18 protein-coding genes are annotated in these 15689 nt (G+C 62.6%); 10 read left to right on the top strand and 8 right to left on the bottom strand.

From position 1 onward, the window contains the following. Nucleotides 1–71: 71 nt before the first annotated feature. On the bottom strand, nt 72–815 hold the full coding sequence (locus tag KHP60_RS17045) for a L,D-transpeptidase (RefSeq protein WP_213565526.1): 744 nt from the start codon (nt 813–815) through the stop codon (nt 72–74). Nucleotides 816–1051: 236 nt separating this feature from the next. Here KHP60_RS17045 and KHP60_RS17040 point away from each other — a divergent pair, with 236 nt between their 5' ends. Further along, a complete protein-coding gene (locus KHP60_RS17040; protein ID WP_213565525.1) occupies nt 1052–1897 on the top strand; it encodes a DMT family transporter in 846 nt (281 codons plus the stop codon). On the opposite strand, the gene KHP60_RS17035 is transcribed toward KHP60_RS17040, so the two are convergent. Next, a complete protein-coding gene (locus KHP60_RS17035) occupies nt 1894–2382 on the bottom strand; it encodes a PaaI family thioesterase (protein WP_249688871.1) in 489 nt (162 codons plus the stop codon). The two genes, KHP60_RS17040 and KHP60_RS17035, sit on opposite strands and share 4 nt — an antisense overlap. Nucleotides 2383–2441: 59 nt before the next feature. After that, a complete protein-coding gene (locus KHP60_RS17030) occupies nt 2442–2876 on the bottom strand; it encodes a MarR family winged helix-turn-helix transcriptional regulator (RefSeq protein WP_213565523.1) in 435 nt (144 codons plus the stop codon). Between the two features lie 195 nt (nt 2877–3071). Here KHP60_RS17030 and groES point away from each other — a divergent pair, with 195 nt between their 5' ends. From groES to KHP60_RS25710, 3 genes are all read left to right on the top strand, one after another. Further along, nucleotides 3072–3359 carry a co-chaperone GroES gene (gene groES, locus KHP60_RS17025; RefSeq protein ID WP_152711490.1) on the top strand — a complete coding sequence of 96 codons (288 nt, stop codon included), beginning with the start codon at nt 3072–3074 and terminating at the stop codon, nt 3357–3359. Between the two features lie 148 nt (nt 3360–3507). Then, on the top strand, nt 3508–5154 hold the full coding sequence (groL, locus tag KHP60_RS17020; protein ID WP_213565522.1) for a chaperonin GroEL: 1647 nt from the start codon (nt 3508–3510) through the stop codon (nt 5152–5154). Between the two features lie 225 nt (nt 5155–5379). Then, on the top strand, nt 5380–7293 hold the full coding sequence (locus KHP60_RS25710; protein WP_213565521.1) for a calcium-binding protein: 1914 nt from the start codon (nt 5380–5382) through the stop codon (nt 7291–7293). Between the two features lie 80 nt (nt 7294–7373). On the opposite strand, the gene gstA is transcribed toward KHP60_RS25710, so the two are convergent. Then, the gene (gene gstA / locus KHP60_RS17010; protein ID WP_213565520.1) at nt 7374–7991 is read right to left on the bottom strand and encodes a glutathione transferase GstA; all 618 of its coding nucleotides are present in this window, start codon (nt 7989–7991) and stop codon (nt 7374–7376) included. A 26-nt stretch (nt 7992–8017) separates the two neighbouring features. Beyond that, the gene (locus KHP60_RS17005) at nt 8018–8467 is read right to left on the bottom strand and encodes a DoxX family protein (RefSeq protein WP_213565519.1); all 450 of its coding nucleotides are present in this window, start codon (nt 8465–8467) and stop codon (nt 8018–8020) included. Between the two features lie 96 nt (nt 8468–8563). Here KHP60_RS17005 and KHP60_RS17000 point away from each other — a divergent pair, with 96 nt between their 5' ends. The 5 genes from KHP60_RS17000 (at nt 8564) to KHP60_RS16980 (ending at nt 11508) form a co-directional block, all read left to right on the top strand. Continuing rightward, on the top strand, nt 8564–9010 hold the full coding sequence (locus KHP60_RS17000) for a MarR family winged helix-turn-helix transcriptional regulator (RefSeq protein WP_213565518.1): 447 nt from the start codon (nt 8564–8566) through the stop codon (nt 9008–9010). Between the two features lie 78 nt (nt 9011–9088). Continuing rightward, the gene (locus tag KHP60_RS16995; RefSeq protein ID WP_213565517.1) at nt 9089–9628 is read left to right on the top strand and encodes a VOC family protein; all 540 of its coding nucleotides are present in this window, start codon (nt 9089–9091) and stop codon (nt 9626–9628) included. Nucleotides 9629–9710: 82 nt separating this feature from the next. Further along, the gene (locus KHP60_RS16990; protein ID WP_213565516.1) at nt 9711–10097 is read left to right on the top strand and encodes a hypothetical protein; all 387 of its coding nucleotides are present in this window, start codon (nt 9711–9713) and stop codon (nt 10095–10097) included. 101 nt (nt 10098–10198) lie between these two features. Beyond that, nucleotides 10199–10705, top strand: a complete 507-nt coding sequence (locus KHP60_RS16985; RefSeq protein ID WP_213565515.1) for a sigma-70 family RNA polymerase sigma factor — start codon at nt 10199–10201, stop codon at nt 10703–10705. Then, complete coding sequence (locus KHP60_RS16980; RefSeq protein ID WP_213565514.1) at nt 10702–11508, top strand: anti-sigma factor; 807 nt, start codon at nt 10702–10704, stop codon at nt 11506–11508. The genes KHP60_RS16985 and KHP60_RS16980 overlap by 4 nt, the downstream gene beginning before the upstream one ends. Before the next feature lie 15 nt (nt 11509–11523). Here the strand turns inward: KHP60_RS16980 and KHP60_RS16975 are convergent, their stop codons facing one another. Then, entirely contained in the window at nt 11524–12351 is an 828-nt protein-coding gene (locus tag KHP60_RS16975) for an aldo/keto reductase (RefSeq protein WP_213565513.1), read from the bottom strand. A gap of 147 nt (nt 12352–12498) precedes the next feature. Here KHP60_RS16975 and KHP60_RS16970 point away from each other — a divergent pair, with 147 nt between their 5' ends. Next, a complete protein-coding gene (locus tag KHP60_RS16970; RefSeq protein ID WP_213565512.1) occupies nt 12499–13578 on the top strand; it encodes a flavodoxin family protein in 1080 nt (359 codons plus the stop codon). A 63-nt stretch (nt 13579–13641) separates the two neighbouring features. On the opposite strand, the gene KHP60_RS16965 is transcribed toward KHP60_RS16970, so the two are convergent. Continuing rightward, the gene (locus KHP60_RS16965; RefSeq protein ID WP_213565511.1) at nt 13642–14670 is read right to left on the bottom strand and encodes an ABC transporter substrate-binding protein; all 1029 of its coding nucleotides are present in this window, start codon (nt 14668–14670) and stop codon (nt 13642–13644) included. A 205-nt stretch (nt 14671–14875) separates the two neighbouring features. After that, a complete protein-coding gene (locus KHP60_RS16960; protein WP_213565510.1) occupies nt 14876–15661 on the bottom strand; it encodes a MetQ/NlpA family ABC transporter substrate-binding protein in 786 nt (261 codons plus the stop codon). Nucleotides 15662–15689: the final 28 nt, after the last annotated feature.

Genomic DNA, 15689 nt, shown 5'->3' with positions numbered 1-15689 from the left:
CGATCCTCAAAAGCGAATGGCCGGGGCAAGCCCGGCCATCACGAACGACGATGAATGTCGATCGGGCGCGATCAGATCACGATCACGGTCGTTCCGACCTTCACGCGGTTGTAGAGATCGACCACGTCGTCGTTGAGCATGCGGATGCAGCCGGAGGAGACGGCCTGGCCGATGGTGTGCGGCTCGTTGGTGCCGTGGATGCGGTAGAGCGATGAGCCGAGATAGAGCGCGCGGGCGCCGAGCGGGTTGTCCGGCCCGCCCTCCATGAAGCGGGGAAGGTCGGGACGGCGGCGCAGCATGTCCGCCGGCGGACGCCAGGACGGCCATTCGCGCTTCATGGAAACGGTCTGGCGTCCGCTCCACTCGAATCCTTCGCGGCCGACGCCGATGCCGTAGCGGATGGCGCGACCACCGCCCTGAACGAGGTAGAGGAACTTGTTGTTGGTATCGACGACGATCGTGCCGGGACGCTCGGCGCCGCGATAGGACACGAGCTGGCGCTGGAACTCCGGCGCGATCGCATAATCGATGCTGTTGTCGTAGCCCGTGCCGTTCCCGTAATCCTGCGGCAGGGAGGCAACCGTGCTGCCGGTGGACGTCACGTCGTAGGGATAGCCGGCCATGCGCTCGGCCCGATTGGCCCGGGCGCGGGAGGACGGACGCGTCACCAGGGGATAGCTCTCGGCATAACCGTCCTCGGCGCGCGCATAGGGATAATCGTAGCCCGGAGCGATGTAGGCATTGCCGTAGAAATTGCCGCTTCTGTAGACCGGCTGCGCCGAGGCGGCGGCAGGAAGGAGGACGGCCAAAAGCATTGCAGAGCAAGGGATCCAAGCACGCATTGAAGTATCCTGTTTTCCGTGTTTTGCAGAATAAACGGCAAGCGCGGCTTTTGTTTCCGCCAAGCTCCATGAATTTAAGCTGAAGCCCGAGGATCGCTTTCCTGTCGATGCCCTGAAAAGAAGGATGAAGCCTCCCGGAAAGTGCTGTAAGAGCCTCCTTTCTTGCTGGCGCTCATCCCGGATGCCGGCCTTCACATCGTCGTGACATCATGAAATTCGGTCCCGCCCTGCGGGCGGCCGCAGGCATCGCGGTTCTGTCCATCATGGACGCGGTCATCAAGGGGATGTCCGCCTATTACCCGACCTTCCAGGTCGCCTTCCTGCGCTTCATGTGCGGAAGCCTCGTGGTCGCTGGCGTGGTGGCCGTCCTGAAGCCCGGCTGGCCGAACCGCGAGACCATCGCGGCCAACGCGATCCGCTCCGTGATCGCGGTCATCACGGCCTTGAGCTTCTTTTATGCCCTGGGGCAATTGCCGCTCGCCGAAACCCTCGTCCTCTCCTTCCTGTCGCCGATGTTCATCGCTCTGTTCGGGATGCTGATGCTGAAGGAGAAGGTCGATGCCCGGATCGTCGGCGCCATCGGGATCGGGTTTCTCGGAACCCTCGTCGTCGTCCTCGGCCAGTCGGAGGAGGCTGGTGCCGCCCGCTCGTGGATGGGCGTCGGCGCGGCGCTGCTGTCGGCCATCACCTATGCGCTGAGCCTCGTGCTGCTGCGTCAGCGCGCCCAGCGGGACAAGTTCCTGCACATCGTCATCTTCCAGAATATGGGGCCGTTCCTGCTGGTCGCGCCGTTCGGCATCTGGGCATGGCAGCCCCTGAACTACGCGCACCTGGCCTGGTTCATGCTGATGGGGGTGCTGGGCGTGATCGGCCACGTGCTCATGGCGACCGCCTATGCCAAGGCCGAGGCGGCGCGGCTGGCCCCGCTCGAATACACCGCCCTGATCTGGGCGGTGCTGATCGGGTACGGCGTGTTCAGCGAGATCCCGACCTGGGCGACGCTCGGCGGCGGCATCCTGATCGTCGGCGCAGCGATACTGACATCCAGGCGTTAAGCAGCCTTGCGGGCAGCCGCATCGAAGATCATGCAGGTTTCGGTGCCGTGGGCGAGAAGCCTCCCCTTGGCATCGAACAGCTTGCCCTCGGAGGTCGCGAGCGTGCCGCCGCGATGGATCAGAACGCCCTCGCAGGTGACCTTGCCCATGTTCGGCAGGATCGGCCTGACGAAATTGAGCTTCATCTCCACCGTCGTGTAGCCCTGGCCGGCCGCCAGGGTCGTGTGGACGGCGCAGGCCATGGCGCTGTCGAGAATGGCTGAGGTCCACCCGCCATGAATCGTGCCGAGTGGGTTGAAGAAGGCCTCCGTCGGCTCGCCCTCGAAGACCACCCGGCCTTCCTCCACAGGGGTCATGTAGACATGGGTCGAGCGCGAGAAGGGCGGAGCCGGGTGGCGGCCTTCGAGCATGCTTCGCAGGAAGGCCAACCCCGGCTCGGCCGTCAGAACATCCCGTGATACGATTCCGTGAGCCCGCTCAAGCATCGCCGTCTCCATCTGTGCAGATACACAGTATGGCAGGCTTGGAGGCTTCGCAACGGTTCTTAAGAGGGGTAGGCCGCCCTTCGCAGGGCCCTCATGGCCCTGTGGGCCTCCTCCGCATCGGTGTCCTTCAGTTTGGCTTCCAACTGGTCTTGGGCATTCTGCCAGAGCGGGATGGCAGCTTCCAGAATGGCCTGACCGGCAGGCGTCAGCCGGTGCCGCAGCCCCCGGCCGTCCCCCGTTACGGGCTCGATCCAGCCGTTCTCGGCCAGGACCTTCAGGTTGCGCACCAGGGTCGTTCGCTCCAGACCCAGGCGGTCCGCCAGAACGGTCTCGGAGGCTGTCGTGCCATGGCCGATGGCGCCGAGAATGCCGAATTGGGGCAGCTTGAGGCCCAGGGGGCGCAGGGCCGCCTCGTAGGTCCGGCTCAGGAGCCGGGCCGTCATGCGGGCATGAAGGGCAAAGCAGGTCTTGCCGATGGCTTCCAGGTCGGTCATGAAACGATCATGACCCGCCGTTAAGGAGCGTCAAGCCTCACTTTTTGAAGCTGACCTTCAGGCAGGCGTCTTGACTCCCTCCTCGCATATGCCTATCTCGCCGCAAGCGTTAGCACTCGTCAACGAACAGTGCTAACAGCCAGCAGACCACGGTGCGGCCAGAGGGGCCGCGCCCATCGTCAAAGGGGAAGTTCCATGAAGTTCCGTCCGCTGCACGACCGCGTTGTCGTCCGCCGCATCGAAGCCGAAGAGAAGACGGCCGGCGGCATCATCATCCCGGACACCGCCAAGGAAAAGCCGCAAGAGGGCGAAATCGTCGCCGTCGGCCCCGGCGCCCGTGACGAGAGCGGCAAGATTGCTGCCCTCGACGTGAAGGCCGGCGACCGCGTGCTCTTCGGCAAGTGGTCCGGCACCGAGGTGCGTATCGACGGCCAGGATCTCCTGATCATGAAGGAATCCGACATCATGGGCATCGTCGGCTAAATCGAGCCGCCGGAAGCCCTATCCCAAGTTTTCCAATTTAACTGGAGGCATAGCCCATGGCTGCCAAAGACGTTAAGTTTTCCTCGGACGCTNTCGAGCCGCCGGAAGCCCTATCCCAAGTTTTCCAATTTAACTGGAGGCATAGCCCATGGCTGCCAAAGACGTTAAGTTTTCCTCGGACGCTCGCGACAAGATGCTCCGTGGCGTCGACATCCTCGCCGATGCGGTGAAGGTCACCCTCGGTCCCAAGGGCCGCAACGTGGTGATCGAGAAGTCCTTCGGCGCGCCGCGCATCACCAAGGACGGCGTCACCGTCGCCAAGGAGATCGAGCTCGCCGACAAGTTCGAGAACATGGGCGCCCAGATGGTGCGCGAAGTGGCCTCGAAGACCAACGACATCGCCGGTGACGGCACCACCACCGCGACGGTTCTGGCCCAGGCCATCGTCCGCGAGGGTGCCAAGGCCGTGGCCGCCGGCATGAACCCCATGGACCTCAAGCGCGGCATCGATCTCGCCACCGCCGAGGCCGTGAAGGACATCCAGTCCCGCGCCAAGAAGGTGAAGTCCTCCGATGAGGTCGCCCAGGTCGGCACGATTTCGGCCAACGGCGACAAGGACATCGGCGAGATGATCGCCCACGCCATGCAGAAGGTCGGCAACGAGGGTGTCATCACCGTCGAGGAAGCCAAGACCGCCGAGACCGAGCTCGACGTCGTCGAGGGCATGCAGTTCGACCGCGGCTATCTCTCGCCGTACTTCATCACCAACGCCGAGAAGATGGTGGCCGAGCTCGAGGATCCCTACATCCTCATCCACGAGAAGAAGCTCTCGTCGCTCCAGCCGATGCTGCCGATCCTCGAGGCCGTCGTTCAGACCGGCAAGCCGCTCCTCATCATCGCTGAGGACGTGGAAGGCGAGGCTCTCGCCACTCTCGTGGTCAACAAGCTGCGTGGCGGCCTGAAGATCGCCGCCGTGAAGGCTCCGGGCTTCGGCGACCGCCGCAAGGCCATGCTCGAGGACATCGCCGTCCTTACCGCCGGCCAGACGATCTCCGAAGACCTCGGCATCAAGCTCGAGACCGTTCAGCTCCCGATGCTCGGCCGCGCCAAGCGCGTCCGCATCGAGAAGGAAAACACCACGATCATCGACGGCGCCGGCCAGAAGGCCGACATCGAGGCCCGCGTGTCGCAGATCAAGGCGCAGATCGAGGAGACCACCTCGGACTACGACCGTGAGAAGCTCCAGGAGCGTCTGGCCAAGCTCGCAGGCGGCGTCGCGGTGATCCGCGTCGGCGGTGCGACCGAGGTCGAGGTGAAGGAGAAGAAGGACCGCGTCGACGACGCTCTGAACGCCACCCGCGCTGCGGTGGAAGAGGGCATCGTTCCCGGCGGCGGCACGGCTCTGCTGCGCGCCAAGGCTGCGGTTGCGAAGCTCAAGACCGACAACCCGGACGTCCAGGCCGGCATCAAGATCGTGTTGCGCGCGCTGGAAGCTCCGCTCCGCCAGATCGCCGAGAACGCCGGCGTCGAGGGCTCGATCGTTGTCGGCAAGATCAACGACAACACCAAGTCCGACACCTACGGCTTCAACGCCCAGACGGAAGAGTTCGTGGACATGCTCCAGGCCGGCATCGTCGATCCGGCGAAGGTCGTCCGCACGGCTCTGCAGGACGCCGCTTCAGTGGCCGGCCTGCTCGTCACCACCGAGGCCATGGTGGCCGAGGCTCCCAAGCGCGAATCCGCTCCGGCCATGCCGGGCGGCGGCATGGGCGGCATGGGCGGCATGGACTTCTAACAAGTCCTCGCTAAACAGCACTGACTTAACGAGAGGCCCCGGAGGAAACTCCGGGGCTTTTCTTTGGGCGGAAGAAACCGGGTGGTTCACTCGGGAATGGCAGGTTGGAAATGTGTCAATAGTCGAACGAGTAAAATCATCCATTTTGCAACGTGCTTAAAAGCACTTAAGTTATAAAACTATATAACATATAAAGGACTGCCTTCCTCCGCTTAGGAGCATCCTGTGACCGTCCATATTATTGACGCAGCCAACCCACTGCCGCCCACCCATGGCGATGGCGAAACCGCTCTCCTGCTGAATGATAGAGACATAGTCGTCCTTGCGTCCGGATCGGAGATCGCAGCGCATGGCCAGTATACACAGGCCATTCAAGGCGGGTTGGCAACGACAATGATGTTGGATGGCCGCGTCTTCAGCGGAGCTGGCACAGCCATATACAGCCACGGAACAGTCAATGTTGGAGCCCGTGGTGAGGTATCGGGCCACTTGGCCGGTGTGGTGCTCAGCTATGATTTTGACTATGGCAGACCGAACGTCGTGATCAATGCCGGTACCATTTCAGGTGCACATGCTGGTGCCGTAGCGATGGCTGGCCGACAAAACTTCGTGACCAATTCTGGTGAGATCATTGGCGAGACTGGAATCTCAACGTCTGCTGGCATTCTCAATGTAACGAACTCTGGCCTCATTCGGGGTACCGACTTCGCAATCCGTTCGACTGGTCCAGCCATTATTGTCAACACGGGCCGTATCGAGGGATATGTCATCCTCAACTCTTCCGCAGGAACGACAAGTCTTTATGATGGACGTGGCGGCACGTTAACAAACGCAGTGTATTTTTCCAACGGTGACGATGTCGCTTATGGCGGAGATGGAGCCGAATGTTTCGCACTCGGGCTAGGCACAAATCTCGCTGATGGCGGTGCTGGCGTCGACTTGCTCATGTTTGATGAAGCGGGCACGACAGTCGACCTGAGATTAACCACACGTCAACAAACGACAGCAGGCAGTTGGGATACCATTCGCAACATCGAGGATCTCTCCGGAAGCAGTCAGGCCGATCACTTTATCGGAAACGAGGTCGCGAACACTCTTGCCGGTAATTCAGGAAATGACGCGCTTGAAGGGAATGGTGGCGATGATGTCCTAAGAGGCTGGGCAGGCTCCGATGAGTTATCTGGCGGGGATGGTACCGACATAGCGGGCTTTAATGGCCTATTCTCTGACTACATGATCGAACGGCTATTCAATGGTAGCGTAAGAATTGTCGACAAACGCGACGTAGAGACTAATCCGTTTTATCACGACGGCACTGACATCCTCACAGGCATCGAATACGCTCAATTCGCCGACCGCACGATTGCGCTGACGGCGACGACCAACTCTGCGCCGACCTTCATCAGCCTCGACGACACGAGCATTGAAGCGAGCGCCAAGCCCGGCGCTCTCGTCGGCCGTTTGAGCGGCGTCGATCCGGATGGCGATGCGCTCGGGTATTTCCTCGCCGCCAATCCCGGAAATCATTTCCGCATCCACGGTGATCAGCTTCTCGTCGACAAGGCGTTCGCCCCGAGCGATAAGTCCTTCGACATCGTCGTGCGGGCCAGCGACCCCAAGGGCGCGTCGCTCGACATGCATTTCCTCATCACGGTGACGGCCAACGGCGTGACGGTCCTTCCCTCTGATGCTCCATCAGAGCCCAGCGCACACCCGGAGGCGCGCGTTCTCCGGGGCGGCAGGAAGGCCGATATCCTCGCCGGCGGCGATGGCGACGACCATCTCAATGGCGGGCTCGGCAAGGACAGGATGACGGGCGGGGAGGGCGATGACGTGTTCGCCTTCACGACCAGGCTCGGCAAGGCGAACGTGGATCGGATCCTCGATTTCTCCTCCTCGGAGGATGCGATCCATCTCTCATCGAAAATCTTCGGCCGGCTCGCCAAGGGCGCTCTGTCGGAAGAGGCGTTCCACATCGGAGCGAAGGCCGCCGAGGCGGACGACCGCATCATCTTCAATAAGAGGACAGGCGCCCTGTCCTACGATGCCGACGGCTCGGGAACGCAATACGGAGCCATCAAGTTCGCGCAGCTGAAGGCCAAGACGGAGCTGACGGCGGACGACTTCTTCATCGTCTGATCGTTCACCGATCCGTTCAGATCAACACAAAGGCCCCGGGTCTCCCCGGGGCCTTCTTCGTATGAAAAGCGGAGAAGCGCTTACGCCGCCTTCTTCACCAGGCCCTCGGCTTCCAGCGCCTGCTGCACGCTCGGGCGGGAGGCGATGCGGGCCTGGAAGGCCTTCAGGTTCGGGAAGGGCGAGATGTCGACCGCATGGAAGTTGGTCCAGTTCACGACGGTGAAGAGATAGGCGTCCGCAATCGTGAAGGTCTCGCCCATCAGGTAGGGCTGCTTGGCCAGGGCCTCGTCGAGATAGGCGAAGCGGGTGGCGAGGCGCTCCTTGGTGGCGGCCTTCACCGCATCCGGGGTAGCCGGGTTCCACAGGGGGCCGAAACCCTTGTGGATCTCGGTGCTGATGAAGCCGAGCCATTCCAGGAGGCGGTAGCGCTCCATGGTGCCGGGAGCCGGCGCCAGATCCGTTCCGGGCTGCTGGTCGGCCAAGTACTGGACGATGGCGCTGGCCTCGGTGAGCACGGAGCCGTCCTGCAGGCCCAGCGCCGGCACATAGCCCTTCGGATTGACGGTCGCGTAGTTCGCCCCGGTCTCGGTGGTGCGGTTGGCGAGATCGACCTTTTCCAGGCTGAGGGGAATGCCGGCCTCACGGGCGACGATATGGGGCGCGAGCGAGCAGGCGCCCGGATAGTAGTAGAGCTTCATGGGTTTTCTCCAGGGTTGAAAAAGGATCAGGCTGCGGACTTGAGAGGGGCTGACGCGGGAGCGAGCGTCAGCGGGCTGGACGGCTTGAGGGCGTAGGCGCCGTCACCGAGGAGGGCTTGTGCGACGGACAGGACGATCAGGTAAAGCGGGTATTCCCAGCCGCCGCCTTGCGCCGAGAAGACCCAGCCATTGCCGATATGGACCCAGGCTGCGCCGAACAGGATCGGCAGCAGGCCCAAGGCCACCCAGCGGCTCTGCACGCCGAGCACGAGCAGGACGCCGCCGAGGAACTCGGCAAGGAATGTCGCATAGGCGAGGACACCGGGGAGACCCAGGGACTCGAAGTACTGCGCCGTGCCGGCCAGGGTGAAGGTTATCCCTTTCAGGACGATGCTGTGCGCGATGTACATGACACCGAGCGAGACGCGCAGGAGCAGGGCCGCGTAATCTGAAGCGGAAGGACGAGCGTGTGACATTGCAATTCTCCATGCAGGTGCATAGAGTTTTGATGCAAATGCATGGACCTGTCAATTTATATGCACTTGCATAGAAACCAGCGAAGGTTTGCCCCGATGCAAGAACCGTCTGCCGCTGTCATCAAGGCCTGGGGACGCCTGATCCGCGCCGAGCGCACGGTGGTGGGGCGCATCGAGGCGGAGCTCAAGGGCGCCGGATTCCCGTCCCTGCACTGGTACGACGTGCTGCTGGAGCTCAAGCGCGGGCCCAACGGACGGCTCACCCCGCGCCAAATCGAGGAGGCGGTGCTGTTCGAGCAGTACAACCTCTCGAGGCTTCTCGACCGCATGGAGGTCGAAGGATTGGTGCGGCGCATCCCCTTTCCCGGAGACAAGCGGCGTCAGCTGGTCGAGATCACCGGAGCGGGGCGGGCGCTGCAGGAGCGCATGTGGACCGTCTACGGCGCTGCCATCAACCGGTTCTTCGGAGAGAGGCTCGGGGAGAAGGAGGCAGGACAGCTATCGGCCCTGCTGCTCAAGCTGTTGCAGTCGGAGAATACCTGAGGCTCGAAGAACGAACTGGACTGAAGGGCGTTCATGAGAGAAGACGGCTAAGTTCCGGCGGCCGACGAGGGATTACCCGTGAAACAAAGCTCCTCTGCCTTGACCATCCTGCGGCGCAGCATTCTTGCCGGCCTTCTCGCCGGCCTCGCAGCCGTTCACGTGGCGGAGTGTTCTCCAGCGCAGGCACAGTCGGCATCACCCTCGCGCTCCAGTTCCACCTCCATCCGCACGCCGGATTTCGATGAGAGCGTGCGTTGGTACCAGGACAAGCTCGGGTTTCGGCTGATCGGCAGTCAGAGCCTCGTTCCCGGGCGCCGGGCCGTGCTGGAGCGGAGCGGCTTCCTGCTGGAAATCACCGAGGTCGATCACATCCTGCCGTCGGAGCCCAATACGACTGCGGCCGTTCAGGTGACCAAGGCTCCCGTGGTCAGTTTTCTCGTCCCCGATGTGGACAAGGAGATCGAGCGCCTGCGGAAGGCAGGCGTCGAGATTCTCCAAAATCCCGAGGACGAGCTCGACGGCCGCTATCGCACCGCGCAGATCCGCGACAACGGCCGCCATCGCATCGAGCTGCGCGAGCCTATCGACGAGAACGGCTTCAACGCGATGGGGCGGTGACGAAATTTTCTTGGTGCCGGGAATAATGTCAGGCGTGGCGTGTCTTGGAGGGGTGGTCATCATCGACCTCAGGAGGACACCCATGAAGCTGTTTCTGCGTCACGCCATTCTGACCGGAGCCCTCGTCGCCGCATCCGCCGCTCTCGCGCAGACCGCAGCCCCTGCGAAGGTGGCGGATACGAGCAAGGGCAAGGCTCTCGTCGACGCCAAGGGCATGACTCTCTACACCTTTGACCGCGACACGACGGGCAAGTCGGCCTGCAACGGCCAATGCGCCCAGAACTGGCCGCCGCTCATGGCGGCCGGCGGTGCCGCCGCATCGGGCGACTGGAGCGTGGTGACCCGCGATGACGGTTCCAAGCAATGGGCCTACAAGGGCAAGCCGCTCTATCTCTGGGTCAAGGACGCCAAACCCGGTGAAGTCACGGGCGATGGCGTCAACAACGTCTGGCATATTGCTGCGCCGTAGCGCATCGCGCGAAAAGGGGTTTCCACTTTTGAGCCGATGCCCTGGGCTTGTGGGACGAGCAGGTTCATCGTTGAATGATGCCTGATGCGTGAGAATTGACCTTGGACGAGATCGCTTCCCTTCTCGAGCCGCAGATCCCGGGCTTGCGCCGCTACGCCTGGGCCCTTCTGCGCGATTGCGAAGCGGCGGACGATCTCGTCCAGGACACTCTGGAGCGTGCGATCAGCCGCTGGAATCAGCGACGCGACGGCGATCTGAGAGCCTGGCTCTTCGCCATCCAGCGCAACCTGTTCATCAACGGACTGCGCCGGCGCAAGGCGCGCGGCACCCACGTGGGAGAGGAAGCCCTGAACGATGTTCCCGCGCCCGGGATGAGCCCTGAGAGCCATGCCGGTCTGCACGACGTTCTGAAGGGCCTCGATGCCTTGCCGGAGGAGCAGCGCTCCATCCTGTTGCTGGTCGGAGTCGAGGACCTGTCCTACGAGCAGGCGGCGCGGGTGCTGGACATCCCGCTCGGTACGGTGATGTCACGCTTAAGCCGGGCGCGGGCACGCTTGCGAGAGTTCATGGAGGCCAGGCGCAGCACCGCCTTGAGGAGAGTGAAGTGACGGGCGAGCGACCCATCGGAGAAGACGATCTGCAGGCTTATGTCGACGAGAGGCTCTCGCCTTCGCGGCTCGAGGCGGTGAAGGCGTATCTCACCGATCATCCGGCAACGGCCGAACAGGTCGAGCGCGAGATCGCGCACCGCGACGCCTTGCGCATGCGGCTCGCCTTCAAGGCTCAGGAGCCCATTCCTTCACGCCTGCGCATTGCCAATCTCGTTGCCGCCCGACGCCGTTCCCCGCTGGCCCGTCCCGCTGCTTACGCCGCGTTGGCATGGCTCGCCATCGGCGGAATCCTTGGGACCTGGGGTGGAGTGTGGTGGGCTTCCCGCCAGCCGATGCAGGCTGAGGCTATGAGCGTTGCCGACAACGCCATTGCGGCGCATCGCATCTATGTCGGCGAGCGGTTGCACCCTGTGGAAGTTCCCGCCGATCAGGAGGCGCATCTCGTACAATGGCTGTCGCGCCGCGTGGGCAAGCCGCTGACCGCACCGAACCTGAATGCCCAGGGCTATCATCTCATCGGTGGTCGCTTGCTGCCCGACGGCGGCGAAGCCGCCGCTCAATTCATGTACGAGGATGCGGGGGGCAGCCGTCTCACGCTCTATGCCCGCTCGGGGGGAAACGAGGCGCAGACATCCTTCCGCTTCGAAGAGAAGGGCGGTGTGTCCGCATTCTCCTGGATCGATAAGGGACTGTCTTACGTCGTCTCGGCGAAGGCGGATCGAACGCAGCTCCTGCCGATTGCCGAAGCGATCTATAAGCAGTTCGAGGCTACAGGCGACCCCGCGAAGGGCCGCCTGTAGCATTCATGGCGATCGTCAGCCGAAGACCGCAGGATCAGGCCCGACCCGGCCGGAGGCGTCGTCGAGGCCTTCGATCGCACGCATATCCTCTGCATCCAGCTTGAAGTCGAACACGTCGATGTTCTCGCGGATGCGGGAAGGCGTCACGGATTTCGGAATGACGACGAGGCCGTTGTCGAGGTGCCAGCGCAGGATGACCTGAGCCGGTGTTTTGCCATACTTGCGGCCGATTGCGGCAAGAGTTTCATCGGCGATCAGAGTGCCTTGCCCAAGCGGACTCCAGGACTCCGTGGTGATCCCGTTCCTCGCATGGAACGCACGCAGCTCCTTTTGCTGGAAGCGAGGATGCAGTTCGATCTGGTTGACGGAAGGCGTCACGCCGCTCTCGTCGATCAGCCGCTGCAGATGCTCTGCCATGAAGTTCGAAACGCCGATGGATTTCGCGCGTCCATCCTGCTTCAGCTTGGTCAAGGCACGCCACGTATCGCGGTAGGCCTCGCTGCCCGCGACGGGCCAGTGGATGAGATAGAGATCGACGTGATCGAGCTGGAGACGCGCCAGGCTCTCGTCGAATGCGCGCAAGGCCTCGTCGTAGCCGTGCCGGTCGTTCCAGACTTTCGTGGTGATGAAGAGCTCATCGCGCGAGACTGGCGCGGCCTTGATGGCCTGTCCCACGCCTTCCTCGTTGCCGTAGATGGCAGCGGTATCGATGGAGCGATAGCCCGCCTTGATGGCCTCGCCGATGGCACTCGCAGCTTCTTCGTTGGAGACCCGCCAGACGCCATAGCCAAATTGCGGCATGGCGTTTCCATCGTTCAGGCGGATCGTGGGTATGGTCGACATGGACTGCTCCATTGATTGTGCTGCGGGAAGGTAGATCTCACTCGGGCTAAGCAAATAGTGATCGCCTCGGGTCAGCGCCATCCCGGAACCGGCATGGCCAGCCTGCGTTCCAAGCTTGGCACCATTTCCTTGTAACAGGAGCTCGTCTTGTCCGTTCCAGAAGCGCGGAAGGGCACGCCCGATCCGACCCTCGACGAAGGTGAGTTCCGGAAACGGTTTCTCCAGCAATTCCAGGACCCGGCCTTCGAGCCGCTGGGAGGCGAGCTTCAACGGGTCGCCGATGCCGCCTGGGATGCCTACAGCCATCACCGGAAAAGTCCTCAGACCCGCAAGGCGGGTCCAGGGTTCGCCGATCCCGAATACGATCTCGCGGTCGCTTGGATCGCCGCGAAGGAGGCGATCGACCTTGCGCGGAAGCGGCACGAGGACAGGACGGGTCCGGCCCGCTTTCTCCTCGTCTCCGCTTCGTCCCGCAGCGAACTTACCTGTCCCGGCGAGATGTCCAAAAGCTATCGCCTCGTGGAGATTGCGCATCAGGTTCTTGCCAGTGCCGGCAACACCGAGGTCGAAGTGCTCGAATTGAGCCGTCTCACCGCCGAGTACGGCCGTCACATCCATCCCTGCAAGGCCTGCTTCTCGACGGCCGCCGCTTTGTGCCACTGGCCCTGCTCCTGCTATCCGAACTACTCCCTCGGCCAGACCCAGGACTGGATGAACGAGATCTATCCCCGCTGGGTCGAGGCTCACGGGGTGATGATCGTCACCCCCGTCAACTGGTATCAGGTCTCATCCCCCTTGAAGCTGATGATGGACCGGCTGGTCTGCGCCGATGGCGGCAATCCGGACCCGACTTCGACCCAGGGCAAGAAAACGGATCTCGCGAAGGGGCTCGAGCTGAGGGGCTGGGATTATCCCAAGCACCTGGAGGGCAGGCTCTTCTCCGTCATCGTCCATGGCGATACCGAGGGCGCGGGAAGCGTCCGCCGAAGCCTCTCCGACTGGCTGCGCGCCATGGACCTCGTGCCCGCCGGCGGGGCAGCGGAATTCGACCGCTATATCGGCTACTGGAAACCCTATGCCACCAGCCACGAGGAACTCGATCAGGATCAGGCCGTGCAGGACGAAGTGCGCAACGCCGCCTGGACTCTGCTGGAGGCCGTCCGCGCGAAGCGTTCCGGGGAACTCGTGACCGCCGGTGAAAACCTCAAGGAGCCGCGCCAGAAATAGGCCACATGCACAAGAAGCCGGGCGTCGTGCCCGGCTTCTGCATGAGACCTTGTCCGCCCACGCCTATTTCGGGGCCGACTTGACCTCGGCATCCCACTTCTTGAGCAGGCGCGTCCGCTCCGCCACGGAGCCGTATTTGGCGGTATCGTAGTTGATCAGCTTCATTTCCGCGAGCTTCGGCGCGTCCGGCGAGACGGGTGCGCTCTTGTTGGACGCGATGGAATAGATCTTCAGGTCCGCGCCCACCAGCTTCTGGGCCTCGGCCGAGAGGGCCCAGTCTACGAACTTTTGTGCCATGTCCGTGTTCTTGCCGCCTTTCACGACTGAAATCGAACCGGTCTCGTAGCCCGTGCCCTCGCAGGGCGCGAGGGTTTTGACGGGAGCCCCATCGGCGATCATCGTCACCATATCGTGCATGAACGCGATGGCGATTCCGGTTTCACCCAAGGCAACGGCCTTGACGGGTGCGGCTCCCGACTTGGTGTACTGATTGACGTTCCTGTGCAAGCCTTTCATGTAATCGAAGGCCTTGTCCTCGCCCATCAGCTGGACGAGCGAAGCCAGGAAGACATAAGCCGTGCCCGACGAGTTCGGGTCGGAGACTTGCACTTCATCACGGTACTTGGGATCGAGAAGATCCGCCCAGCACTTCGGTTCCGGCAGGCCGCGGCTTTCAAGCACTTTCGTGTTGTAGCCGATCCCGAGCGCGCCGAGATAGGTTCCCGTCGCACGATACCCGGCCTGCTGGGCGAAGCGCTGGGCCCAATCGTGCAACTCCGGCAGCTTGGGCGACTTGTATTCGACCGTCAGCCCTTCCTCGGCCGCCTGGATGTGGGAATCGCCAGGTCCACCCCACCAGACATCGGCGCGCGGATTCGATGCTTCAGCCCGGATCTGCGCCAGGGTTTCGCCGGTGCTCTTGCGCACCATCGTGGCCTTCGCACCCGTGGCCTTCTCGAAGGCCGCAACGCCCGCCCGGCACTGTTCTTCGAGAATGGAGCAATAGATAGTGATCGGCGCCTGAGCATGAGCGACGAGGGGGGGCGCGCAGAGTGTCGTCGTGAGAGCCAGGCCCAGCAGTGACAATCGCATGAGATTTCCTCCTGAGAGATCGGGCTGCATGGGCCCGACTTTCGGTTCTGCCTTTAGGACTGTCCGATGAGGAAGCTTAGCCGGCTCTTTGTCAAGGCGGCCTTGGTTGAACTTCCAGTCTCGATTCAGGGTTGGATGCCGAGGGCTCCATACGAAAAAGGCCGGGCTCTAAGCCCGGCCTTCGGATGCGGAAGGAATGCGTCGCTTACCAGCTGGTGAGCACGGAGCCTTTGAACTTCTCCTCGATGAACTGCTTCACCTCGGGCGTGTGGTAGGACTCGACGAGGGCCTTCACCCAGGGCTTGTTCTTGTCCTCGCTGCGCACCGCGATGAGGTTCACATAAGGACCTTTCGGATTCTCGCGGGCGATCGGGTCCTTCACCGGATCCAGGCCGCCCGATGTCGCGTAGTTGGTGTTGATGACAGCGGCATCGACGTCGTCGAGCACGCGTGGTCCCTGAGCGGCTTCGATCTCGACGAACTTGATCTTCTTCGGATTGTCCGTGACATCGAGCGGCGTCGGCTTGTAGCCCGTGCCTTCCTTCAGCTTGATGAGGCCCTTATCCTGCAGAAGAATGAGCGCGCGGCCGCCGTTGGTCGGGTCGTTGGGGATCGAAATCGTCGCCCCGTTCGGCAGCGCCTCGAGGCTCTTGTGCTTCCTCGAGTAGATGCCGATCGGGAAATTCACGGTGAGTGCGACGCTCTCGATCTTGAAGCCGCGGTCGGCGACCTGATTGTCGAGATAGGGCTGGTTCTGGAACGAGTTGGCCTCGATGTCGCCACCGGCCAGAGCCGTGTTCGGCACCACGTAGTCAGAGAACTCGAGGATCTTGATATCGAGGCCCTTCTTGGCGGCGATCGGCTTCACGGCTTCGAGGATCTGCGCATGCGGGCCGGGCGTGGCGCCGATGCGGATGGTCTGCGTCTGCGCGAGAGCGGGCAGGGCGGCAAAGGAGAGGAGGGCGGCGAGGCCCAGTTTCTTCAGGGTCATGTTTGTACTCCTTGTACGATGTTTTCTC

Source organism: Microvirga sp. 3-52 (assembly GCF_018383585.1).
In the GTDB taxonomy this organism is placed as follows: Bacteria; Pseudomonadota; Alphaproteobacteria; order Rhizobiales; family Beijerinckiaceae; genus Microvirga.
The sequence above is the reverse complement of the archived record's forward strand: the minus strand, read 5'-3'. Positions and strand labels throughout refer to the sequence as shown.